Source organism: Amycolatopsis sp. NPDC043885 (genome assembly GCF_056435685.1).
On sequence record NZ_JBWKEA010000007.1, the window covers coordinates 33,305 to 56,888 of the forward strand.

At 68.8% G+C, this 23,584-nt stretch carries 22 protein-coding genes and 1 pseudogene; 10 read left to right on the top strand and 13 right to left on the bottom strand.

Annotated features, from left to right (window positions below; all coding sequences use genetic code 11):
* Nucleotides 1-9 precede the first annotated feature (9 nt).
* From AC069I_RS21445 to AC069I_RS21455, 3 genes are read left to right on the top strand one after another with little or no spacing between them, the layout of a single operon-like run.
* On the top strand, nt 10-1,503 hold the full coding sequence (locus AC069I_RS21445) for a flavin-containing monooxygenase (protein WP_478266256.1): 1,494 nt from the start codon (nt 10-12) through the stop codon (nt 1,501-1,503).
* Nucleotides 1,500-2,399, top strand: coding sequence for an alpha/beta fold hydrolase (locus tag AC069I_RS21450; protein ID WP_478266257.1), 900 nt, complete (start codon nt 1,500-1,502; stop codon nt 2,397-2,399). Before AC069I_RS21445 ends, AC069I_RS21450 begins: the two co-directional genes overlap by 4 nt.
* On the top strand, nt 2,396-3,244 hold the full coding sequence (locus AC069I_RS21455) for an SDR family NAD(P)-dependent oxidoreductase (protein ID WP_478227442.1): 849 nt from the start codon (nt 2,396-2,398) through the stop codon (nt 3,242-3,244). The genes AC069I_RS21450 and AC069I_RS21455 overlap by 4 nt, the downstream gene beginning before the upstream one ends.
* Here the strand turns inward: AC069I_RS21455 and AC069I_RS21460 are convergent.
* The 3 genes from AC069I_RS21460 to AC069I_RS21470 form a co-directional block, all read right to left on the bottom strand.
* On the bottom strand, nt 3,241-3,885 hold the full coding sequence (locus AC069I_RS21460) for a TetR/AcrR family transcriptional regulator (protein ID WP_478227441.1): 645 nt from the start codon (nt 3,883-3,885) through the stop codon (nt 3,241-3,243). The two genes, AC069I_RS21455 and AC069I_RS21460, sit on opposite strands and share 4 nt — an antisense overlap.
* An 87-nt stretch (nt 3,886-3,972) precedes the next feature.
* Entirely contained in the window at nt 3,973-5,283 is a 1,311-nt protein-coding gene (locus AC069I_RS21465; RefSeq protein WP_478227440.1) for a lipase family protein, read from the bottom strand.
* A gap of 87 nt (nt 5,284-5,370) precedes the next feature.
* Entirely contained in the window at nt 5,371-6,546 is a 1,176-nt protein-coding gene (locus AC069I_RS21470; protein WP_478227439.1) for an MFS transporter, read from the bottom strand.
* 54 nt (nt 6,547-6,600) lie between these two features.
* Here AC069I_RS21470 and AC069I_RS21475 point away from each other — a divergent pair, with 54 nt between their 5' ends.
* Entirely contained in the window at nt 6,601-7,344 is a 744-nt protein-coding gene (locus AC069I_RS21475; RefSeq protein ID WP_478266258.1) for an AraC family transcriptional regulator, read from the top strand.
* Nucleotides 7,345-7,397: 53 nt separating this feature from the next.
* Here AC069I_RS21475 and AC069I_RS21480 read toward each other — a convergent pair whose 3' ends face one another.
* Complete coding sequence (locus AC069I_RS21480) at nt 7,398-8,555, bottom strand: thioester domain-containing protein (protein WP_478227437.1); 1,158 nt, start codon at nt 8,553-8,555, stop codon at nt 7,398-7,400.
* A gap of 327 nt (nt 8,556-8,882) precedes the next feature.
* Between AC069I_RS21480 and AC069I_RS21485 the strand changes: the two genes are divergently transcribed.
* Together AC069I_RS21485 and AC069I_RS21490 are read left to right on the top strand one after the other, a co-directional pair.
* Complete coding sequence (locus tag AC069I_RS21485; protein WP_478227436.1) at nt 8,883-10,067, top strand: PQQ-dependent sugar dehydrogenase; 1,185 nt, start codon at nt 8,883-8,885, stop codon at nt 10,065-10,067.
* Nucleotides 10,068-10,185: 118 nt separating this feature from the next.
* Nucleotides 10,186-11,454, top strand: a complete 1,269-nt coding sequence (locus AC069I_RS21490) for an SON protein (RefSeq protein WP_478266259.1) — start codon at nt 10,186-10,188, stop codon at nt 11,452-11,454.
* A 74-nt stretch (nt 11,455-11,528) separates the two neighbouring features.
* On the opposite strand, the gene argG is transcribed toward AC069I_RS21490, so the two are convergent.
* Complete coding sequence (gene argG, locus AC069I_RS21495; RefSeq protein ID WP_378436634.1) at nt 11,529-12,977, bottom strand: argininosuccinate synthase; 1,449 nt, start codon at nt 12,975-12,977, stop codon at nt 11,529-11,531.
* A gap of 330 nt (nt 12,978-13,307) precedes the next feature.
* On the opposite strand from argG, the gene AC069I_RS21500 reads away from it, so the two are divergent.
* Both AC069I_RS21500 and AC069I_RS21505 read left to right on the top strand, forming a co-directional pair.
* Nucleotides 13,308-14,870, top strand: coding sequence for a molybdopterin-dependent oxidoreductase (locus AC069I_RS21500; protein WP_478266260.1), 1,563 nt, complete (start codon nt 13,308-13,310; stop codon nt 14,868-14,870).
* A gap of 88 nt (nt 14,871-14,958) precedes the next feature.
* Nucleotides 14,959-15,636 carry a fasciclin domain-containing protein gene (locus AC069I_RS21505; protein ID WP_478227433.1) on the top strand — a complete coding sequence of 226 codons (678 nt, stop codon included), beginning with the start codon at nt 14,959-14,961 and terminating at the stop codon, nt 15,634-15,636.
* A 59-nt stretch (nt 15,637-15,695) separates the two neighbouring features.
* Here AC069I_RS21505 and AC069I_RS21510 read toward each other — a convergent pair whose 3' ends face one another.
* The 5 genes from AC069I_RS21510 to AC069I_RS21530 all read right to left on the bottom strand — a co-directional run bounded on the left by AC069I_RS21510 (nt 15,696) and on the right by AC069I_RS21530 (nt 18,428).
* Nucleotides 15,696-16,001, bottom strand: coding sequence for a hypothetical protein (locus tag AC069I_RS21510; protein WP_340684071.1), 306 nt, complete (start codon nt 15,999-16,001; stop codon nt 15,696-15,698).
* On the bottom strand, nt 15,998-16,399 hold the full coding sequence (locus AC069I_RS21515) for an Asp23/Gls24 family envelope stress response protein (protein WP_478227432.1): 402 nt from the start codon (nt 16,397-16,399) through the stop codon (nt 15,998-16,000). Before AC069I_RS21515 ends, AC069I_RS21510 begins: the two co-directional genes overlap by 4 nt.
* A complete protein-coding gene (locus tag AC069I_RS21520; protein ID WP_478227431.1) occupies nt 16,389-16,955 on the bottom strand; it encodes an Asp23/Gls24 family envelope stress response protein in 567 nt (188 codons plus the stop codon). The genes AC069I_RS21515 and AC069I_RS21520 overlap by 11 nt, the downstream gene beginning before the upstream one ends.
* Nucleotides 16,946-17,527, bottom strand: a complete 582-nt coding sequence (locus AC069I_RS21525; protein WP_340684068.1) for an RNA polymerase sigma factor — start codon at nt 17,525-17,527, stop codon at nt 16,946-16,948. Before AC069I_RS21525 ends, AC069I_RS21520 begins: the two co-directional genes overlap by 10 nt.
* A 127-nt stretch (nt 17,528-17,654) precedes the next feature.
* Complete coding sequence (locus AC069I_RS21530; protein WP_478227430.1) at nt 17,655-18,428, bottom strand: ABC transporter permease; 774 nt, start codon at nt 18,426-18,428, stop codon at nt 17,655-17,657.
* A 76-nt stretch (nt 18,429-18,504) separates the two neighbouring features.
* Between AC069I_RS21530 and AC069I_RS21535 the strand changes: the two genes are divergently transcribed.
* Complete coding sequence (locus AC069I_RS21535) at nt 18,505-18,978, top strand: MarR family winged helix-turn-helix transcriptional regulator (RefSeq protein WP_478227429.1); 474 nt, start codon at nt 18,505-18,507, stop codon at nt 18,976-18,978.
* A gap of 1 nt (nt 18,979) precedes the next feature.
* Here the strand turns inward: AC069I_RS21535 and AC069I_RS21540 are convergent.
* A pseudogene (locus AC069I_RS21540) lies at nt 18,980-20,070 on the bottom strand (Rossmann-fold NAD(P)-binding domain-containing protein).
* Between the two features lie 58 nt (nt 20,071-20,128).
* Nucleotides 20,129-21,274: a CaiB/BaiF CoA transferase family protein gene (locus AC069I_RS21545; protein ID WP_478266261.1), complete on the bottom strand. Its 1,146-nt coding sequence runs from the start codon at nt 21,272-21,274 to the stop codon at nt 20,129-20,131.
* Between the two features lie 148 nt (nt 21,275-21,422).
* Here AC069I_RS21545 and AC069I_RS21550 point away from each other — a divergent pair, with 148 nt between their 5' ends.
* Entirely contained in the window at nt 21,423-22,241 is an 819-nt protein-coding gene (locus AC069I_RS21550) for an NAD(P)H-binding protein (RefSeq protein WP_478266262.1), read from the top strand.
* 743 nt (nt 22,242-22,984) lie between these two features.
* Here AC069I_RS21550 and AC069I_RS21555 read toward each other — a convergent pair.
* Entirely contained in the window at nt 22,985-23,533 is a 549-nt protein-coding gene (locus AC069I_RS21555; RefSeq protein ID WP_478266263.1) for a hypothetical protein, read from the bottom strand.
* Between the last annotated feature and the right edge of the window lie 51 nt (nt 23,534-23,584).

Here is a 23,584-nt window from a genome sequence, read left to right on the forward strand (position 1 = left end):
GAGTACCGCATGACGACGAGCACACCCGTCGAGCACCTCGACGTGGTCATCATCGGTGCCGGGATTTCCGGGATCGGGGCCGCGCGCTACCTGAAGACCGAGAACCCTGGCAAGACGTTCGCCATCCTGGAGGCGCGCGGCGCGTCCGGCGGTACCTGGGATCTGTTCCGCTACCCGGGCATCCGGTCGGACTCCGATCTCCACACCTTCGGCTACGAGTTCAAGCCGTGGCGGGACAAGCAGTCCATCGCCGACGCGCCCCGGATCCTGTCGTACCTGCGCGAGACGGTCGCCGAGAACGGCCTCGAACCCGCCATCCGCTACCACCACAAGCTGCTCTCGGCCGCCTGGTCGAGCGACGAGGCCCGCTGGCTGCTCGAGATCGAGCGGACCGACACCGGCGAGCGCACCAGCCTCAGCGCGGGCTGGCTGTTCAACGCGGGCGGTTACTACCGCTACGACGAGGGCTTCACCCCGCGTTTCGAGGGCCGGGACCGGTTCGCCGGCACGATCGTGCACCCGCAGCACTGGCCCGAGGATCTCGACTACGCGGGCAAGCGCGTCGTCGTGATCGGCAGCGGCGCCACCGCGGTCACCCTGATCCCGGCGATGGCGGGCACCGCGGCGCACGTGACGATGCTGCAGCGCACCCCGACCTACGTCATGCCGGTGCCGCGCGAGGACAAGATCGCCAACGGCCTGCGCAAGATCCTCGGCGAGGAGCGGGCCTACGCGCTCACTCGCCGCAAGAACATCCGCAAGGGACTGGCGGTCTGGCAGTTCTGCCAGAAGTTCCCGAAGACCGCCCGCGGGCTCATCCGTTACGTCAACAAGAAGCAGCTTCCCAAGGGCTATCCGGTCGATGAGCACTTCAACCCGCCGTACGACCCGTGGGACCAGCGGCTGTGCGCCGTGCCCGGCGGTGACCTGTTCGCCGCCATCCGCAAGGGGCAGGCCGACGTCGTCACCGACAAGATCGCGACCTTCACCGAAAAGGGGATTCTGCTCGAATCCGGGCGCGAGCTGGAGGCGGACATCATCGTCACCGCCACCGGCCTGAACCTCCAGGTGTTCGGCGGGGCCACGCTCAGCGTCGACGGCAAACCGGTGATCCTGCCGGAAACCGTCGCGTACAAGGGAATGATGCTTTCGGACGTGCCGAACGCCGCGTTCGCGATCGGCTACACGAACTCGTCGTGGACGCTCAAGATCGGCCTGCTGTGCGAGCATTTCTGCCGTCTGCTGGCGCATATGGACGCCCACGGCCATGACGTCTGCCGTCCCGTCGTCGCCGACCCGGACATGCCGACGAAGCCGTTCCTGGACTTCGCCGCCGGATACGTCCAGCGCGCTCTCGACCAGCTCCCGCGTCAGGGTGACCGCATGCCGTGGCTGACGTCGATGAGCTACCACTCCGACATCAAGCTGCTGCGCGCGGACGACATCACCGACCCGGAGCTGCACTTTTCGCACGCCGAGGTCCGGGAAGCGGTGAGTTCATGAGCGACAGCTTCGCCGAGCTGCCCGGCGGCCCGCGGATCTGCTACCGCGAGGACGGCCCGGCCGACGGTGTACCGCTGGTGCTGATCGCCGGTCTCGGTCTCGACCTCACGTCGTGGCCGCGGCCGCTGATCGAGGGGTTCATCGGTCGTGGTTGCCGCGTCATCCGGTTCGACAACCGCGACGCGGGCTGCTCGGATCGCATCAAGGCGCCGAATCCGGGCAAGCTCCGGCAACTGCTGGCTCGGCCGCTCCCTGACGCCTACGACCTGGGCTACATGGCGGCGGACACCGTCGGCCTGCTGGACCACCTGGACGTCGAGAAGGCGCATCTGGTCGGTATGTCGATGGGCGGCATGATCGCCCAGACGGTCGCTGCCCGGAACCCCGGCCGCGTCCTGTCGCTGACGTCGATCTTCTCCACCACTGGACATCGTCGCGTCGGGCAGCCTGCGAAGTCGACGTTGCTGCGCATGGCGAGGCGGCCCGCCCAGACGGTCGAGGAATCCGTGGTCGGGCACCTGTCGTTGATGGGTCACCTCGGCTCGGCCACGTTCCCGCTGGACAAGGACGTCGAAACGGCCTGGGCCGAGGGCCTGTGGGAACGGGCAGGGGGACGGCGCGCCCGCAGCGGTATCGCCCGGCAGATCGGCGCGATCCAGACCAGCGGCGACCGCACCGCCGAACTCGCCCGCATCACCTGTCCGACGGTCGTGGTCCACGGCGACACCGATCGCATGGTCCACCACAGCGGGGGGCGGGCGACGGCCAAGGCCATCAGGGGTGCCCGCTACGTCGAAATCCCCGGAATGGGGCACCACATCGCCCCGGACCTGATCGAGCGGCTCGTCGAGCTGACCGCCGAAGTGGCCCTCGACCCGGCGGGAGAAACCCGATGAGCAGTGTTCGCGGCAAGGTCGCCGTCGTCACCGGTGCCGGTTCCGGCATCGGCCGTCAGCTGGCCCTCGAACTCGCGCGGCGCGGTGCCCGGCTCGCGGTGTCCGATGTGGACGAAGGCGGGCTGGCCGACACCGTCGCCGAGGTCAAGGCCTTGGGCGCGGAAGTGCAGGGCGCCACGCTGGACGTCAGCGACCGGACGGCCGTGCTGGAGTACGCGACCGCCGTCGCTGGGCAGTTCGGTGTGGTGCATCAGATCTACAACAACGCGGGGATCGCCGGCGGCGGGCAGACCGTGCTCGACGCCGACTGGGAGCTGTACGACCGCACGCTCGCGGTCAACCTCTTCGGCGTCATCAACGGCACCAAGGCTTTCCTGCCGCATCTGATCGACTCCGGCGACGGCCAGGTCGTCAACGTCTCCAGTCTCAACGGGTTCATGGCCCAGCCGACGCTCAGTGCCTACTGCGCCAGCAAGTTCGGCGTTCGCGGCTTCACCGAAGCGCTGCGCACCGAGATGATCGCGGCCGGGCATCCGGTGCGGGTGACCGTCGTCCACCCGGGCGGGGTCAAGACCGGCATCGCCTCGGCGGCGTTGAAGGAAGCCGAGGCCCGCGGCATCGAGCCCACCGCCGAACAGCGGGAACGCGTCCGGGTGTACAACGAAAAGCTGCTGAAGATGCCGGCCGGCCAAGCCGCCCGCATCATCGTCGACGGGGTCGAGGCAGGAAAGCCTCGGGTGCTCGTCGGGAACGACGCGAAACTGGTCGACCGGCTCGTCCGGCTGCTCCCGCGCCGGTACCCGAAACTGATCGTCGACTTCGAGCGGCGGCGTCTCGCTCGCTAGGCGTCGACGCTCCGGTGCCCGAACAAGCCGAGCAGCCAGGTGTAGCGGACGGCTTCGCGCGCCTGGCCGTAGGCGTCTTCGGTGCCGATCCAGATGGCCTGCGTGATCAGTTCGATGGTGGCGGCGACGACCGTGCGCGCGGTGAACGGCGGCGGTGACGGCACCGCGGGATCGGTGGCGCGCAGCCATCTCGCCGTCCGGTCGAAGACGGCTTCCCCAGCGCGCAAGGTGTTCTCCCGTACTTCGAGCCCCGCGTCGCCGAGCGCGTAGATCTCCAGCAGGACGGCGCGGACGGCGATGGGACGCCGGTGCACGTAGTCGACGAGGAAGCCGCAGCAGGCGGAGACGGCGTCCAGCGGGGTCGCTGCTTCGGCGCCCGCGGCGACGCCCTGGGTGATGAACTCGGTGGTGATCTCGCGATAGGCGGCGAGGAACGCGTCCTGCTTGCCGGTGAACTGTTCGTAGAACGAGGTCCGGGACACGCCCGCCGTGGCGGTGATGTGGCCGACGGTGGTGGCGACGTAGCCGCGCTTGCCGGTGTTCTCCAGTACCGCGTCGATCAGTCGAGCGCGCTGGGTCTCGGCGACCTCGTCACGGCTGAGGTTGTGGGGCCCCTTCGGCAGCTTGCGGTGCTCGGTCACGTGCGGCACCGTACCGGCTCGGAAGTCCGTGAAGGCCTCCTTCCCTACTCTCAGGGTAGGGAAGGAGGCCTTCACGGACACGCGGGATCAGCTGACCGGCACCTCCGGGGCAAGGGAGTTGCCGGGCGCGATCTTCCCGCAGCTGGACGGCGCGGTCTTGCCCGCGAACCGGTCGTTGAGCCAGCCGATGGCCTGCGGCGCCCAGGCGACGGCCGCCCCGACGTGGCTCAGCGTGTTGTACTGGTCGTACTTGATCGACTTGTTGCCGGTGTCGCAGTACTGCCGCGCGAGCGAGCGCACGTCACCGGCGACCATCACCCCGTCGCCGGTCCCGATCCCCGGCGGGTTGCCGAAAGTGCCTTCCACGACACCGTTGTTGCCCTGCGCGATGTAGCCGGGCACGGTGGGCGTCGGCGCGGAACCGAGGTTGATCTTGTTCACGGCCTCGACGTACGGCAGCACCTTGTTCGGGTTGACGTACTCGGGCTTGACGAATTTCTCCCACGTCAGCCCTGGATACCGGCCGAGCGCGTCGACGATCGACGCCTTCTCCATGTCCTTGAGCACCTGAAGGCCGTAAGAATTCGCGTACGGTTTGAGATCGATGCCGAAGGAACGCGAGACGCCGATCAGCGCCATCGGAATGACCCCGGTCCACGCGACGCTGCCGTTGACGTACTTGAGATTGTGCGACGGTTTGACGAGCACTCCGCCTTCGGTGAAACCGACGAGGTTCTTGTTGACCTCGGGCGCGTAATCCGGCGCGAGCGCGGCGGCCCAGCCGGTCGCGATGGCGCCGCCCGAATACCCGATGAGACCGAACCGGGTCTTGTCGTTCATTCCCGTTTCCGGTGCCTTCGTCGCGGCACGGATGGAATCCAGGGTGTTCGTGCCGTATTCCGGCCCGGCCGCGAAGTTCGCCTTCTGGCCTTCGGTGTCGGGAATGACGACGTTGTAGCCCAGCAGCAACGCGGGCGCGATGAACAGTGCCTCCGCGTTGGCGATCAGGCCGCCGAGCGAGACGTCACCGGCGATCGCCCTCGACGGGCCGTGTTCGGGGTTGAGCGAGTCGTAGAACGATTGGTACGAAACGGCTTTGGTGGTGTCGCCGGTGAGGCTGCGCACCACCGAAGTGACGTTGGCGGACGGCTTCCCCTGCGCGTCGGTGCTCCGGTAGAGCAACTGGGTCACCTTGAGCGGCGTGGAAATACCGACGACGTGGTAATTCAGCGTCCGGGTCTTCAACACGGTCCCGGGGCTGTACGACGACAGCGGATCGCTGCCGTCGTAGCTGTAGAACGGATCGGTGGCGGGGACGGCGGAGGCGGCGGGCGCGGCGGCGAAACCGACGATGACGGCGATCGCGACGGCCAGCAGACGAGCGGGCTTTCGGGTCATGACTCCCCTTTGAATCATGAAGTGGATCACGTTCGGATGCCCGGAACCTACCAGTCGGTAACTGATGATGTACAGACTCGTACATGATTAATTGCGCGACGTTGACCTTTCTTCCGCTCCCGTTCGGACGGAGCACGGCTCGGGCAGGGTCCGGGTTGTGATCCAGCACAAAAGCGGCAGTGCGATCAACGGGACCAAGGCCGTTCGCAAGGAGGTGTGGTCGGCGACCGTCCCGATGACGGGGCTCGCCAGACCGCCGATGCTGACCGTCAGGCCGAGGGTGACGCCACTGGCGGTGCCGACGCGCGTGGGGAGGTAGTCCTGGGCGAGCGTGATCTGCAGGGAGAACGGGATGTACAGGCCTACCGCGGCCAGCAGGACGAAGGGGAAGAACGCCGGGCCCGGTACGAACACGACACCCGCGACCGCGCCGACGGTGGCCGGATACGACCGGCTCACCACGGTGACGCGGTCCCGGCGCCCGGCCAGCCTGCTGCCGAGCACCGTGCCCGCGGCGCCGCCGAGGTAGAGCAGGAACAGGGCGGCGCTGCCCGTCCCCGTGCCGCCTCCGGCTCGTTGCTGCGCGTAGAGCGAGACGAACGTGCTCAGTCCGACGAACACGATCGAGCGGAAGACGACGGCCACCGACAGCTTCGTGAACGACCTCCAGTCGTCGACCCCTGTCACCTCCGTCGACGAGCCGCCGGTGCGGGCAGTCCTGGCGAGGGCGAGCAGCACGGGCAGGCACAGCACGGAACCGGCCAGCGCCGGTACGACGAGCAGCGGTGACATCCGCAGGCCGCCGAGTGTCATGACCGCGGCGACGAGTACGGGGGCGGCGGCGAAGCCGATGTTCCCGCCGAGGGAGAACCAGCCCATGGCCGTATGCCCGCCACCGCCGGCGATCCTCGCGACCCGCGCGGCCTCGGGGTGATAGGCGGCCACCCCGATTCCCGATACGGCTACAAAAGTCAGCGTCAACGCGTAGGAGTCGACCAGCCCGCCGAGAGCGATGCCGAGCCCGCCGAGGAGCGTGGCGGCCGGCAGCAACCACGGCATCGCCCACCGATCGGTCAGCGCGCCGAACAACGGCTGCGCCACCGACGACAGCAACGAAGCGGCGAGCACGATGCCGGACACCGCCGCGTAGCCGTAGGCGCGCTCAGCGGCGAAGAACGGCACCAGTGCGGCGACCGAACCCTGGTACACGTCCACGCACGCGTGTCCGGCCGACAGCAGGACGATCGCTTTGTTCTTCGGCACGTCGCCATGCTCGTCGCGGGCGGCCTTGTCGCGCTTCCGATAAATTGACAATCGATGACGGAAATCCGCCACATGCCCGCGGCGCCGACCCAGGTCCGGTCCCTGGCCTCCGGCACGACGATCGACGCGCACCGCCACGACGATCACCAGGTCGCCTACGCCGCTCGCGGCGTACTGGCCATCACCACCGACAGGGGCTCCTGGGTCGCGCCCGCCACGAGGGCCATCTGGGTGCTCGCCGGGACCGTGCACGCCCATCAGGCGCACGGCGACCTCGAACTCCGCCTCGTCGGCCTGCCCGCCACCGTGAACCCGTTGCGGCTGACCGAACCGAGCGTGCTGGCCGTCGGACCGCTCCTGCGCGAACTCATCCGCGCCTACACCGATCCGCCGCACGACGAGACCCCGGAACGACGGCGGCTGCGCGCGGTACTGCTCGATCGGCTTCGCGTCTCGCCGCAGCAACCTCTGCACCTGCCGACGCCCGCCGACCCGCGGCTGCGCGCACTGTGCGAGATCCTCAGCGCCGATCCGGCCGACAACCGGACGCTGGCCGCTCTCGGCGCGCGGGTGGGGGCGAGTGATCGCACCCTGGCACGGCTCTTCAAAGCCGACCTCGGCATGACCTTTCCGCAATGGCGCACGCAGCTGCGGCTCTGCCGCGCTTTGGTCCTTCTGGCCGAGGACACCCCGGTGACCGCGGTGGCGCATGCTTGCGGCTGGTCGTCCACCAGCGCGTTCATCGACGTCTTCCGCCGCGCCTTCGGGCATACGCCGGGCACGCACTACGAGCGGTGAACGCGAAAGCGGGGCCGGTCCACAAAGGACCGGCCCCGCTCGTCGTTCGCTTCTTACGCCTCGCTACGGCGACGGCGCACCAGCAGCACCATCAGCACACCCGCGCCGAGGAGCGCGCCGCCGATGATCAGCGGCATGGTCGCGGAAGCACCGGTGTTGGCCAGCTCGTCGCCGCCACCCGATTCGGCGCCACCGGGGGTGGTGGGGGCCGGGGTTTCGGTGACGGGCGCGCCGCCCTGCTTCCAGCTCGCGGTCGCGTTCGCGACGACCGAGGTCTTCTCGGACTCCGCGACGATCAGGGACTGGGCGGGCACCTTGTCGTAGTTCTCGCCCACGAACAGGCGGCCGGTGTCGAGGTGGCCGCTGACCTTCAGCGAGAACGAGCCGGAGCCGTCCTTGGCGTCCTTGGGGACGTCGACGTAGACCTTGGTGCCGTCCTTGACGTCGGCGGCCTTGATCTCCTTGCCGTCGGCGTCGGTGACCTTGACACCCTCGGGCAGCTTGCTCGTCAGCTCGGTGATGTCACCGCTCGTGGCGATGCTGAACGGGCCGATCCGGGTACCGGTGGCGCCGTCGGCCTTGGCCGGGCCGATGTTCAGGGTCGGCTTCGGCTGCTGGCCGATGCCGGCGTTGTCCTTGCCGACGAGGTAGTCGTAGAGGGCCAGCACATCGGCGGAGTCTTCCGCGGCGCCGCCCGAAATCGGGTTGGCGCGCTTCAGGTCCTTGCCGTCACTGAAGTGCCAGACCGCGGCCTGCGTCGCGGTGATGGCCTCCTTGACGGAGAGGCCGCCGTTGAGCTTGACGTCGCTCTTGCCGAGCGTGCCCTCGAGCGCCTTGACCGACGCCGCCGGGTAGCCGTGGTGCAGCACCCAGTTGAGCTTCGCGCTGTTCTTGTTGAACGGCGAGTTGGTGTCCGGGTACTTGTTCCACGGACGTTCGATCATGTCCTGATCGGTGCGCATGCCGACCTCGACCTGCACGCAGTACATCTTGAGCTTGCTGCCGTCCGACAGCTTCAGCGTGAACAGCACCGTGTCGGCGGGCTTGCCGTTCTCGAAGTTGACGCCGAACCCGCCATTGCCCTCTTTTTGGACGACCCGGCCCCGCGCCGCGCCGTCATCGGCGAGGGCGGCCGGAGCGGCCATCGTCAACGCGACGGCCGCGGTGGCCACCGCGATCCCGCCGCGAACCAGAACTGACCTGCCGTGCATGTGTCTCCCATCCGGATACGGACCACGAATGCCAGCGCCGCATGCGACCACAGGCCCCGACCGCAACGGCTCGCCCGATCGGGGGATAACTAATCCCATCGAGCGAGAGCGGAGCATACAGAGGTCTCACAAGTCGCTACTCAGGGGTATGGCTGATGTCCGAATTGCCCCGAACGAAGGGTGAACGTCAGGAAAACGATCTTGGGCGGGTAGAGAACGATTCTCCGGGGGAAAGAAACCGACGGAAAGCTCGCGAATGGAGGTACCGGCGCTCCTCCGGTCGCTGTTGAATTGGACCAGACCATTCACTGGCGATTGGAGTCCCTCATGACGCGACGGCACCTCCGCCGGGGGTTGTCCCTGGTGGCCGGACTCGCCTTGGCGGGCGCGCTGCTCCCGACCGCGAGTAGTGCGGAACCCCGGGAAACGCGGGGTGTTCCGCTCGGCGAGCTGACCGCCACGGCGACCAAGGTCGCGTCCGGGCTGGTCAATCCGACCGCGATCACGGCACTGAACGACGGGAGCGGCCGGATCCTCATCGTGGAGAAGAGGGGCGTCGTCCGGGCCTACCATCCCCGGACCGGGCTCGCCGCCAAGCCGGTTCTGGACATCAGCGACAAGGTGAACGGCGCGGACGTCGAGCGCGGGCTGCTCGGCCTGGCGATCGCCAAGGACAGGCGGGCTTACGTCGCGTACACCCGCAAGTCCGACAGCGCGGTGACGCTGTCCCGCGTCCGGCTGGACACCGGCGAGCTCACCGAGCTGATCACCCAGCCGCATTCCGAGTTCCCCAACCACAACGGCGGCCAGCTGGCGTTCGGTCCGGACGGGTATCTGTACTGGGGGATCGGTGACGGCGGCGGAGGCGGCGATCCGCTGGCCAGTGGGCAGCGCCTGGACACGTTGCTGGGCAAGATCCTGCGTATCGACGTGAACCGCGCGTGCCGTCCGCTGAAGTACTGCGTCCCGGCAGGTAATCCGTTCGTCGGCGTCGCGGGCGCGCGTCCGGAGATCTGGTCGTACGGGCTCCGCAATCCGTGGCGGTTCTCCTTCGACCCCGCCGACGGTTCGCTGTGGATCGGCGACGTCGGCCAGGGCCGGTTCGAGGAGGTCGACCACCTCGCCAAGGGCAAGGGCGGCGCGAACTTCGGCTGGTCCTGCAAAGAGGGGCCGGTCGTGTTCGACGAGACGCGCTGCGAGGACGGCGTGACCTACACCGAGCCGGTCTTCCACTACATCTCCGGCGCGGAAGGCTGCGCGGTGATCGGCGGGCACGTCTACCGCGGCAAGAAGTACGCGGCACTGGCGGGCGGGACCTATCTCGCCACCGACTTCTGCCAGGGGACGGCCTGGGCCGTCCGCAAGAAGACCGACGGCACCTACGAAAGCGCCCGGATCGGCGAATTCCCGCTCGACGCCACGACGTTCGGCACCGACCAGAACGGCGAGCTGTACCTGGCCGACGAACAGCCCGGCGGACTGCACCGGATCTCGTTCGCGCGCAAGGGCTGACGAGACTCCCCGGCCGCGTCCGCCCGGCGCGGCCGGGGCACCCGGTCGCGTTTCATCAAGTTTTCATCATCCCTCCATAGCGTGAGGTCGTCCGGTGAAAACAGTGATGGAGGGCGACGTGGAGCAATCATTCCCACCCGGAGGCGCGCAGTGGCCGCCGCCGCAGGGCTGGGTCCCGCAACCGGTACCGGCGCCGCCCGCCCGGAAACCCCGGTGGCTGCTGTTCGGCGGGATCGCCGGACTGGTGCTGGTGCTCCTCGCGGGTCTGACGACCTGGCTGCTGTGGCCGTCGAAGGCGGGCCGTGAACCCTTCGAGCAGGCACTCGCCGGCCTTTCCGCGGCGCCCGCCGTCCGGAACAGCACGTCCACCGTCGGTGGGATGATCAAGACGGACGTCAAGACCACCGCGTACGGCGAGACGTCCGGCACGTTGTCCTTCCAGGGCAAGAAGATCGACATCCTGGTCGTCGGCGGCAAGGTCTACTTCAAGGCGCCGGACGGCATGCTGCCCGGGGCGATGGCGGACGCCGGCGGGACCGACGAGCTCAAGGACCGGTGGATGACCGGCGAGGACGCGCTGTTCGGCCCGGCTCTGCAGCAGTTCGAATCCCCGGAGAAGCTCGCCGCCCGGTTGCGCGCGGCGCTGGACCAGGCGGACGAGATCCCCGGGGACCAGAACGAGACCGTCCGGGACGTTCCGGCGCTCAAGGCGAGCACGCCCGCGGGTGACCTGTACGTCTCGAAGGAGGCACCGCACCGTCTTCTCCGCTACTCCGTGAAGATGCCCGGCGGGATACCGTCCATGCCCGGCGCGGAGTCACGGCCGTCGATGCCGTCCGGCGCCGGCCTCGGCGAGTCCGATGTGGACGCTCTGTCGCCTCAAGAGACCAGCGCCGTTTACGAGACCCTGATGGTGAACGCCCAGAAGCTGTCCGGCGCCGTCGACACCAGCGTGCGGTTCGACATGGACGGCGCGGCCACCGTCGCGTGCAGTTCGGCGGGCTGCACGGTGACGGCGAACGTGTCCAACTCCGCCTCGGCGAACAACGGTGGGAAGGTCAGCGGCCAGGTCAACGCCACGATGACCGCGAACGTGACCATCGGTGGCCGCTCGGCGGGCAGTTGCCGGGAAACCGCCAGCCTGCCGTTGAACGGCTCGGCCTCGATCAGCTGTGTCAATGGCGGGGCCGGGAGCGTCTTCTCGTCCGTCGAAGCGGAGAAGAAGGCGGATGCCGAGGCGCGGTCACGTGCCTCCGGCGGGGTGCCGGTCCAGTACCGGATCGAGAGCATCGCGTCGGTCGCCGTGCTGGCCCAGGCGGTCGGGGAGGTCGAGGTCAGCCGTCTGGTCGGCGAGCTGGCCGAACGGCGGTCGAAGTTCGGCGGCTGACCGGATAAAGAACAGCGCCGGGCGAACGGCTTCGATGCCGCGCGCCCGGCGCTTTCGCGTCCCGTTCGTCCGGGTCAGTCCGTACCGGATTCGATCGCGGCGTGGTCCAGCAGTTCGTCCTCGGCCGAAGCCTTGCCGCGCGAGGCGATCGCCTGCGCGCCGCCCGCGTCCATGGCCCCGATCAGGCCGGTCGACGCGGCCTGCGCGGCGCCGATCAGCGTCGGGTGCCCGCCGCCGACCATGCCGAGCCCGGCGTACTGCTCGAGCTTGGCGCGCGAGTCCGCGATGTCGAGGTTCCGCATGGTGAGCTGGCCGATCCGGTCCACCGGGCCGAACGCCGAGTCCTCGGTGCGCTCCATGGACAGCTTGTCCGGGTGGTAGCTGAAGAACGGGCCGGTGGTGTCGAGGATCGAGTAGTCCTCACCGCGCCGCAGCCGGAGGGTGACCTCGCCGGTGACGGCCGCGCCGACCCACCGCTGCAGCGATTCGCGCAGCATCATCGCCTGCGGGTCCAGCCAGCGGCCTTCGTACATGAGCCTGCCGAGACGACGGCCTTCGTTGTGGTAGCTGGCGAGGGTGTCCTCGTTGTGGATCGCGTTGACGAGCCGCTCGTACGCCGCGTGCAGTAGCGCCATGCCCGGCGCCTCGTAGATACCGCGGCTCTTGGCCTCGATGATCCGGTTCTCGATCTGGTCGGACATGCCGAGCCCGTGCCGCCCGCCGATGGCGTTGGCCTCCAGGACCAGGTCGACCGCGGTGGCGAACTCCTTGCCGTTGATCGTCACCGGGCGGCCCTGTTCGAAGCCGATCGTGACGTCCTCCGGCGCGATCTCGACCTCGGGGTCCCAGAACCGGACGCCCATGATCGGGTTCACGATCTCGATGCCGGTGTCGAGGTGTTCCAGCGACTTGGCCTCGTGCGTCGCGCCCCAGATGTTCGCGTCGGTGGAGTAGGCCTTCTCGGTGCTGTCCCGGTACGGCAGGCCGTGGGCCTGCAGCCACTCGGACATCTCCTTGCGGCCGCCGAGCTCGCTGACGAACGCGGCGTCCAGCCACGGCTTGTAGATCCGCAGGGACGGGTTCGCGAGCAGCCCGTAGCGGTAGAACCGCTCGATGTCGTTGCCCTTGAAGGTGGACCCGTCGCCCCAGATCTGGACGTCGTCCTCGAGCATCGCGCGCACCAGCAGCGTGCCGGTGACCGCGCGGCCGAGCGGTGTCGTGTTGAAGTAGGTGCGGCCGCCGTTGCGGATGTGGAAGGCGCCGCAGGCCAGCGCCGCGAGCCCTTCCTCGACCAGCGCGGCCTTGCAGTCGACGGCGCGCGCGATCTCGGCGCCGTAGGCCTTCGCCCGGCCCGGGACCGACGCGATGTCGGGTTCGTCGTACTGGCCGATGTCAGCGGTGTAGGTGCACGGCACTGCACCCTTCTCGCGCATCCACGCGACCGCTACCGAGGTGTCGAGGCCGCCGGAGAAGGCGATCCCGACGCGTTCGCCGACAGGCAGAGAGGTGAGTACCTTGGACATGATGGAAGTATATGCATAGGAGTGTATGACCATGCAAGCCGGGGTGAGCAGGGCAACTCGGGTGGGTGGCCGCGTGGGTCGTGAGTGGCGATTCGGGTTCTAACCGTCGTTACCACTCACGAGGGGACCTGGACCAGCCTTAACGTGCCGTTGCCGGCGTTCTGGTGTCCGTGAAGGCCTCCTTCCCTACCTTGAGCGTAGGGAAGGAGGCCTTCACGGACCCGCGATCGACCGGCAGTCACCTCCGGTAGGTACGCAAGACACCGTTGGCTCTAACCCGAATCGCCACTCACGACCTGTCCGCGGACCCGTCCGTGCCGAATACCTGGCATGAAGACTTCGCGGGCCGACCGGGAACCACGCCTCCCTCTTCTCGGGGCTGCGCTGATCGGTGTCGTGGCCCTCGCCGCGGCACTGGCGGCCGGTCACCTGGTGGCCGGGTTCATCAGCGCCAACGCCTCGCCGTACCTCGCGGTCGGCAACGGGGCGATCGATCTGACGCCGGTGGAGCTGAAGGACTTCGCGGTCCGGACGTTCGGCGTCTACGACAAGCTCGTCCTGCTCGGCGGGATGGCCGTCGTGATGGTGCTCGCCGCCGCCGTGGCGGGAATCGTCTCGCGCCGGTCACCTGTTCCGGGGGTCGTGCTGATCGCCGCCTTCGGTCTGCTGGGCGGACTCGCCGTGTCGCAGCGTCCCGACCTCTCCCTGGTCGCTCTGCTCGCGCCGCTGGCCAGCCTGATCGCAGGGGTCGGCGTCTTCCTCTGGTTGCATCGCCTGGCCTCGGCCAGGTCGCGGGCCGAGGAGGAGCCTTCCGGCGCCGCCCCGTCCCGCAGGTCGGTGCTGCTGGCCGGAGCCGGTGCCGTCGTCGCCGCGGGTGCGGCGGGCGCCGGAGGGCAGCTCCTCGCCGGTACTCGAGACGCGGAGTCTTCGCGGACGGCTATCGGACGGCTCGTTCCCGTCAAGCCGGCACCGCCGATCCCGGCCGATGCGGATTTCGCCAAACTGGGCACGCCGACGTTCCTCACCTCGAACCGTGACTTCTACCGCGTCGACACCGCGCTGTCGGTGCCGCAGGTCCGCGCCGAGGACTGGAGCCTCCGGCTGCACGGCATGGTGCGCAACGAAAAACGGTTCGGCTACGACGACATCCGCAACCGGCCGCTGATCGAGCGCACCATCACCATGACCTGCGTGTCCAACGAGGTCGGCGGGACCTACGTGTCCACGGCGAACTTCATCGGCGTCGACCTCGGGGATCTGCTGCGGGAGGCCGAAGTCCTGCCCGGTGCCGAGCAGATCTTCTCCACCAGTGTCGACGGCTGGACGGCGGGCAGCCCGGTCGTGGCCGCGCTCGACCCGGAGCGGGGCGCGATGCTGGCGATCGGGATGAACGGCGAACCGCTCCCGGTCGAACATGGTTTTCCCGCGCGAATGGTGATCCCCGGTCTCTACGGCTATGTTTCGGCGACGAAATGGGTCCAAGACCTGGAGATCACCACCTGGAAAGCGCGCCGCGCGTACTGGCTCGACCGTGGCTGGGGTGAACAGGCCCCGATCAAAACGCAGTCCAGGATCGACAGCCCGAAAGGATTCGAAACGGTACCCGCGGGCAAGGTCCGGATCTCGGGCGTGGCGTGGGCGCAGCACACCGGTGTCGAGCGGGTCGAAGTCCGGCTCGGCGCGAGCGGAAACTGGCAGCCCGCAACGCTTTCCCGCGAGGTGAACATCGACACCTGGCGGATGTGGTGGAGTGAATTCGAGGTCCCGGCGGGGAGTCATCAGGTCACCGTCCGGGCCGTCGACAAATCCGGCTACACCCAGACCGACGCCCGTGCGGGAACCGTTCCGGACGGCGCGACGGGCTGGCATGTCATCAGTTTCACCGCACGGTGATCGGCGTCACTCGAAAGAGTGGCAATCCGATTTCGCGGTAGGTCCGAATACCCGGCAAGAGTCCGAAAAACAAATGGAGTGATTTTCCGTGAGCAAGCTTCGCGTCGCAGGAATCGGTTTCACCGCGGTCGCCGCGCTGGCACTGTCCGCCTGCAGCAGCAACGACAGCGCTTCGTCCGGCAGCTCCAGCAGCGCCCCCGCGCCCGCCCCGTCCTCGTCGATGTCGGCCCCGATGTCCAGCGCCGCTTCCGGTGACGGCGTCACCACCAACGCCGACGTGTTCGGCCCGGCCTGTTCGCAGCTGCCGCAGGGCAGTGCGCCCGGTTCGCTGGACTCGATGGGCCCGCAGCCGGTCGCCAGCGCCGCCTCGACCAACCCGCTGCTGACCAAGCTGGTCGCCGCGGTGAAGGCCACCAACCTGGTCGACACGCTCAACAGCCAGCAGGCCATCACCGTGTTCGCCCCGGCGGACCCCGCCTTCCAGGCCCTGGGTGACGCCAAGTTCAACGAGCTGGCCGGCAAGCCGGACGAACTGGCCCCGATCCTGCAGTACCACGTCGTCGGCAAGCGTTACGACGCCAAGGGCCTGGAGTCCGCCAAGTCCGTGGAGAGCCTGAACACCGCGGGCGGCCCGGTCAAGATCGAGGGCTCCGGCGAGAACATGACCGTCAACGGCGCGAAGGTGCTGTGCGGCAACATCCCCACCAAGAACGCCACCGTCTTCGTCATCGACAAGGTGCTGACCCCTGGCACCAACAAGAACTAGGTCCCCACACCCTGATCGCGGTGGCCACGCTCTCGGGCGTGGCCACCGCGATCTGCGTGTCAGGGAACGAGTGCGGCGGCGTCCACGTCGGTCACGACGATCCGCAGGCTCGCGTTCTCCCACGGGGTTCCGGTGAGCACCGTGCGCAGGGCGGCCCCGGCGACCTCCGTGAGCGGCGGGATCGGCACCTCCAGCGCGACCACGCGGATCTCGACGACGTTCTCGGAGATGTCGACGGCCATCACGTCGAGGTCCCACGGCACCGCCGAGGCGGCGGCCGTGGTGGACGGTGTCGCCGCGCGGAGCCCCGGCACCTCGCGGAGCGTGCTCAGCAGCGACGCGGTCAATTCGGAACGTGCGGTCACAACAGTCCTCCACGGATTTCGATGTCCAAAATGGACACCGAGACGGCCGACGGGGTGAGCCCGGTCGCCTCGGTGACCGCCTTGCCGACGGCACGCTGTACCGCCTGCGCTGTCGCCGCGGCCTGGTCCAGCCCGGAGAGGGAGAGGTCGATCTCCACCCGGACGTCCGGCGGATCGTGCTCGACGAACGCGCGGACGCCTTCCGTCGGCGCCGGTTCGAGGCCTTTGATCCGCTGCCGCGCGATCCGGGTCAGCGAGCCGGCCAGCCCGCGCAATCCGGGTTCCAGGCGGACCACGCCGGGGACCCGGGCCGCGGCGTGCGCGGCGACGGCCGCGATCACCGGAGGGGAGATCACCGTCTCGACCGATGGTCTGGCCGGGGCCTGCTCACGCGTCATAGATGTCCTCCACCACCAGATCGAGCCGGGCCAGCCGGAGACCCACCCTGGCGCCGGCCGCCGCCGTGACCCGCTCGCGGACGAGGTCCAGCGAGTCACCGTCGAAATCATGCGCGATCGCCAGGCTCAGCTCCACGTCCACGGCCAGCGCGTCGGTGTCTTCGCCCGACCGGTGGACCCGGCAACGCCGCGCGCGGACACCGTCCACGGAGTCCGCGGCGAACCGCAGCACCGCCGCGACCGCCTGATCGCTCACCTGCACGTCGCCCGGTTCCGGGCTGGCCAGCGGCACCAGGTCCCGGCGCCGCACCTCGGTGCGGATCGCGGACATGATCCGGCTGGTGAGATCCGGCGAGGGCTCGGCGTCGTCTTCGGCCAGTTCCCTGGTCAGCCCGCGCAGCACCCGGAGGCTCTCGCGGGTCGCCCGGCAGTGCGGGCAGTCGAGTTCGTGCGTGTCCGCCCGGCCGGCGTCGACCTCGTCGAGCCGGTCCCAGATCTGTTCCACATCACGGCCGCACGGCAGCAGGTAGTCCCGGGTCGCGTGGTTCATCGCCATGGCGCCATCACCTCCGCCAACTGTGCTCGTGCTCGCGCGATGCGTCCGCGCACCGCGGTGGTGGTCGCCCCGATCGCCTTCGCGATCTCCTCGTAGGAGCGCCCGTGGACCTCGCGCAACAGCCAGCAGGCCCGTTGCTCGGCGGTCAGCTGGTCCAACGCCCCGGTCAGCGCCGTCATCTGCGCGCTCGTCTCGGCCGCGCGATCCGGCCGCCCCGCCGAACCGGCGGACTCCTGCTGGTCCAGTTCGACGTCGGCCACCGGCTTCCTGGCGCGGATCACGTTCAGGCACCGGTTGGTCGTCATCCGGTAGAGCCAGCCGACGAACGCCGCGTCCTCCTGCAGCTGATCGAGCCGCCGCCAGGCGACGAGGAACACCTCCTGGACGACGTCCTCGGCGTCGCCTTTGTTCCCCAGCATCCGCAGCGCCAGCCGGTACATCGGCCCCTGGAACCGCAGGACGAGCTGCTCGTACGCGCGGATCTCGCCGTCGCGGGCGCGCGCCACCAGCGTCGCGTCGTCCAGCACGGTTTCGCCGGCCGCGAGCGGTTCGGTTCTCTCCGAAGTCGTCATCGAGCGCACCTGTGCAGCGCCGTCATGCCGAAGCTCCCTTCACATCACCATGTAAGACACTGCTTTCCCGGAAACGTCACGCGGGAAACCCAGCCGACCACGGCGCCGCGGATGGCGCACGCCGAAGTCAGGTGATCGCCCGGCGGCGGAACGCCCAGAGACCCGCGGGGGTGAGCACGATCAGCGCCAAGGCCAGCGCGAGCGCGCACGGCCACGCGGGCAGGTGAGCGATCTGCGGCGTCAGCGCGCCACGCAGGCCTTCGCTGACGTAGGTCATCGGGTTCAGCGCGCACAACGCCCGGAACCAGGGGACCGCGGCGAGTTCGGGGAAGGGGAACTGGGCGGAACCGGTGAACAGCAGCGGCGGCATCACGAGCGAGAAGGTGATCCCGATCCGGGCGGGGGAGACGAGTGAGCCGATCGTCACCCCGGCCGCGCCGCCCGCCAGCGCGCCGAGCACGGTGTACCCCAGCGCAGCCGGGAGCCCGGCCGCCCGCCAGGACAGCTCACCGAGCACAAGCGCGCCGACCGGGACCATGAGAACGGCCGTGACCAGTCCTCGCGACGCCGCCGCGAAGATCCGCTCGACGACGATCCAGGCGAGCGACACGGGCGCCCGCAGCCTGTTCTCGATGGTGCGGGTGGCGAATTCCATGGCGAGCGGGAAGGACGCGTTCTGGGCGGCGGCGAAGAAGGCGTTCAGCGCGACGAGGCCGGGCAGGAGCAACCGCGCGTAGCCGGGCGGGGTGTAGCCGAGCGCGCCGAGGACCTTCCCGAACACCAGCAGCATCAGCAGGGGTTGCATGAGCACCTGCGCCAGCACCCCGCCGAGCTGCTTCCGGGTGATGAGCAGATCGTGTTCCAGTAGTCCCCAGAACACTCGCCACGGACTCGGAGGCATATAGAAAGCGTACGCTTGCTTATCCCCGTATCGGACCTGGGTTTCCTGCAAAAAAGGCAAGTGCTAGCGTTGTATCGTGAGTGCAGCCACGCAGACCGCCGAATCGGTGCGCTGGGCCGTTTCGCGGTTGTCGTCCCGTCTCCGGGCCGAGCAACCCGGCGAAGACCGGAGCCTGAGCAGGCTGGCCGCGTCGGTGCTGGCGAACCTGCGGCACAGCGGGCCGCTGACCGTCAGCGCGCTCGCCGCGATCGAGGGATTGCAGCCGCAGTCGCTGACCAGGGTGCTGAACGCGCTCGAGGCTGAAGGCCGCGTGGCCCGGCGCCCCGACGAGCGCGACCGGCGGGCTCAGCGGATCGTGATCACCGAGGCCGGCCGAGAGGCCCTGCGAGAGCATGTGCGGGACGGCAACCGCTGGCTGGCCCAGGCGCTCGGCGAAGCGCTGACCCCAGCCGAACGGGAGATCGTGCGGGTGGCGGCGGGACTGCTGCTCCAGGTCGCCGAGCACGGAGCCGGGGACGAGCGCGGCCATGGTGCCGCGCCGCCGCTCTGAATCAGCTCTGACGGGCGAGCGCGGGGTACTCGTCGAGGGTGATGTCGGTGGCCAGCTTGTCGGTCACCCACAGCATCGAGCGCAGCAGAAGCCGCCGCCGGAACATCTGGTTGCGCAGCTTGATCCGCAGGTTCGTCGGCGGCGCGAGGAACGGGCTGGCGTTCGCGGTGCGGGCCACCTTGGCGTAGCCGCGGAACTTCTCGTCGTAGCGGCGGAAGGCGAGCTCGTGGTCGCCGTCCGCCGCGGCGAGCTCGCCGGCGATGACGTACGCGGCCACGATCGCGAGCCCGTTGCCGAAGCCACCCAGTGTGTTGCCGTAGGCCGCGTCACCGAGGAGTGCGACGCGTCCGGTGGAGTAGCCGTCCATCGCGACCCGGGCGATCGAGTCCAGGTAGACGTCGTCCGAGCGCTTCACCATCTCCAGCAGTTCGGGCAGCCGCCAGCCGCCGCCTGCGAACGCGGTGGCCAGGATCTCCTTCTGCTGTCCGATGTCGTACCGGTCGTAGCGGAGCTCGGGGGAGGCGAACACGAAGAACGCGCTGGCCTTGGGCCCGCCGGTGGCCGCCATGCGGCCGGGCTCGTTGTACATCACCGCCGGGCCGCCGTCGGTCTCGCCGGTCTCGACCAGGGCGTAGTAGTGGCCGAGGTGTTCCACGTAGTCGGCTTCCGGGCCGAACGCCAGCCGCCGCACGGTGGAGTGGATGCCGTCGGCGCCGAAGCGATCGAATCGCCGAAGACGTACTCGCAGTCCCGCTCGGACCGTGCGTGGAGGATCCGGGCCAGGTCGCCGCGGCCGATCTCGACGTCGCCGCCGGTGAACTCGCCGGGCAGGACGGCGAGCGGCCGTCCCTCGGCGTCGACGATGGTCTGGTCGAGCCCACCGGTCTGATGCTCGCGAATCTCGTCGAGGATGCCCATCCGCTCCAGCACGAAGCGGTGGGTGGCGCCCTTGAAGTCGACCGCCTGGCCGCCGCCGCGGAGTTCCGGCGACCGCTCGACGGCGGTGACCGCGTAACCCTGGCGGGAGAGCCAGAAGGCGAGGGCTGGACCGGCGATGCTGGCGCCGGAGATGAGAACTGTCCTGTTCGTCATGGCCGGAGCTTCGCGGGCGGTGTTGACGAAGTTCTGACAGTCCGCTGACGGCTCGCCGTCAGATCCAGCCGGGCAACGGAAGGGTGAGTTGCCCGGGGTCGTCCGGCGGTGCGGTCTCGTAGCGCGGCGGCGTCGCCGACAACCCGATCGGGTTGCGGGTCAGCCGCACCGACGTGCCGTCGGGCCGGGGGAGATCGACCGTCGGGCTCAGGCCGAGCCGTTCGGCCAGCGCGAACGCGCCCGCGATGTCGTTGACCTCCCCGGCGGGCACCCCGGCCGCGCTCAACTCCGCCGCCCACTCGGCCGCCGGACGCTTGCCGAGATGCGTTTCGAGCAGCGCGCGGAGTTCGGCCCGGTGCTCGACCCGCGCCGGATTGGTCGCGAACCGGGTGTCGCCCGCGAGCTCCGGCAGGCCGATGACCTCGCACAACGCCGCGAACTGCCGGTCGTTGCCGACGGCGAGCGCGAGTTCGTGATCGGCGCAGGGGACGAGTTCGTAGGGCGCGATGCTGGGATGCCGGTTGCCCATCCGCGCCGGGACCGTCCCGCCGGAGGTGTAGGCGCTGCCCTGGTTGACCAGCGCCGCGAGCAGGCTGGACAGCAGGTTGATCTCGACCCGCTGCCCCTGCCCGGTCCGGTCGCGATGGCGCAGGGCGGCGAGGATGCCGACACTCGCGAACAGCCCGGCCAGGACGTCGACGAGTGCGACGCCGACCTTCTGCGGCTCGCCCGCCGGGTCGCCGGTGATGCTCATCAGCCCGCCGACGGCCTGGATGAGCAGATCGTAACCGGGCAGCGCGGCGCCGCCGCCGGAGCCGAAACCCGTGATGGAGCAAAGGACGAGGCCGGGATTCGCCGCCAGCAGGACCTCCGGGCCGAGCCCGAGCCGATCCATCACGCCGGGCCGGAAGTTCTCGACCACGACGTCGGCATCCAGCGCGAGCGCGCGGGCCTGGGCGAGATCGTCGGGGTCGCCGAGGTCCAGCGCCACGCTCGTCTTGTTCCGGTTCACCGACTGGAAGTACGTCGCCTGACCGGCGGCGTCGTAGGGCGGTCCCCAGCTGCGGGTGTCGTCGCCGGTGCCCGGCCGCTCGACCTTGATCACCGTCGCGCCGAGGTCGGCCAGCAGCATGGTGGCGAACGGGCCGGCGAGCACCCGCGAGAAGTCGAGGACGCGCAGCGGGCCGAGAGCAGTTTCGGGCATGTGCCCGACCCTAAGCGGCCGTTCGCGTCTTCGAAGTTGTGATCGCGCTCACGAAAGGGCGGTTCTCCCATTACTTTCCTCTAGGTACCTACTATCACCGGGAAGGTAGCTTCGGTCGCGTCAACGAAACGCGAACCGAGGAGTGACCATGATCGTGGTGACCGGAGCGACCGGGAACGTAGGACGGCTGCTGGTGGAAAACCTTGTCGCCGCAGGAGAAGAAGTGACGGCGGTGTCGCGCCGGATCTCGCCGTCGGACGTGCCGGAGGGTGTGCGGACCGTGCGGGCCGATCTCGCCCGTACCGAAGGACTGAAGGAGATCTTCGCCGGAGCGGACCGGGTTTTCCTTCTGACGTCGGGAGAATTCCTGGCGGCGGGCGGTGACGTCGCCGAGGTCGTCGCTGCCGCCGGTGAAGCCGAGATCGTGCTCCTGTCCTCCCAAGGGGTCGCGACCGGGCGGCACGCGCCCGCGTTCGAGGAGGCGGTCAAGACGGCGAGTCCGAAGTGGACGGTGCTGCAGCCGGGAGGCTTCGCGTCGAACGCCTTCCAGTGGGCACCGGCGATCCGGGCCGATCGCGTCGTCGCCGCGCCGTTCGGCGACGTCGCGCTGCCCGTCATCGACCCGGCGGACATCGCCGACGTCGCGGCGGCCGTGCTGCGGGAACCCGGACACCACAGCCGGACCTACGTGCTCACCGGACCCGAACCGATCTCGCCCCGGCGGCAGGCGGCGGATCTCGGCGACGCGCTCGGCGAACCGCTGCGATTCGCCGAACTGGGCGAAGACGAGGCCCGCGCCGCGATGTCGGAGTTCATGCCGCCGGTGGTCGTGGAGGCCACGCTTTCGATCCTCGGCAGGCCGACGGAGGAGGAGCGGCGGGTCAGCCCCGACGTCGAGAAGGTGCTCGGACGACCGGGGCGTACCTTCGCCGACTGGGCGGCGCGGAACGCGGCGGCGTTCAAGTGACTACTGAGGGGTAAGGCAAAAGCGACATGATCTAGTCAGCGGCGAGAGTAGGCTCGCCAAGAGGCCCGGGGCGCTCCTGACCGTCCATAAGGTACACCAAACCAGGCGCCGGTATCCATTTTGGATACTTTGAGTGACTTTGCGCGGGGTCGTGAGTGGCAATGAGCGTTCTATTGAGGGGTAAGTCAAATGTGGCGTGATCGGGCCTCTGCGGTGGAGCACCCCTTCGCTGGGGCAACAGCAGAGAGGCGGCCTTCGCGGCATGGTTCCGGACTGGCCGGCAGGAGTCAGCTGCGCTCTGAGTGTCCACAAGGGATGCTTTCCGGCGACGAAATGTCTACTTTGAGGCCATATGACCCGTTTGGTGGTCGTGAGTGGCGTTTCGGGTTAGAACCCGAAACGCCACTCACGACCCCCTGTCCGACCGGAACTGAAGGCTCCTTTCATCGCATCAGACAAGGCGAAGGGAGCCTTCAGCCCACCACCAGTCCTTCTTGCGAACACGACGCGTTTGACTTTCTCCTTGATAACCCTCATTGCCACTCACGACGCCCGCGCCAAACCGTGCATACGAGCACCAATCTGGCATTTTGCCGCACAAAAGTGTCCCTTGTGGACACTCAAGGCACGGCTCCCGTGGTCGATCCGGAACCCCGGCACGAAGACCTTCCGTCTCCCCTTGAATCAGCGAAAAGTGTCTTCATCACAGAGTCTGCACAACGCTACCTTTGCCTTACTCCTCACTACTTGAGTACCAGCGACCGCGTCATCTGCTTGAAGGCGGGAAGCTGGTCGCCGTCCTTGGCCGGGTCGAAATCGCCGCCGACGAGGATGTACCCGGTTTCGGTGAACGTCATGACGGCGTAGGTGGTCTTGCCCTTGCTGTCGTGGCCGACGATCTCGAAACCGGGCATCCCCGCGATCGTCACCTCGGTCACCGTGTCGGCGGACGGCGCCGACGGCATCTTCCCGAACCTGTCGACCGCGTAGCCACGCTTGTCCTCGGGCAGTCGCGGATCGCCCATCGACGGTGAGGCGATGAGTTTGGGGCCGCCTTGCGCGCCACGGGTGAAGCTGAGGCTCGCGGTGGATTCCTTCCGCTGGTAGCCCGCCGCGGGGGTCAGGTCGAAGCCGATGCTTCCCGGCGCGGTTTCGGTGCTCCAGCGGGCGCCGGTGATGGCCTTCTTGAAGTCGTCGACGGTCAGCGGATCTCCCGGTTCGAGGGTGCCGGTGATGATCACCAGCACGTCCCCGGCGGCGAGGAGCGCGTCGACCTTGGCGAAGGTGCCCATCGAGGCCCGCTGGACACCGCTGGTCAGGTAGGCCGGGAACCCGGCGATCGT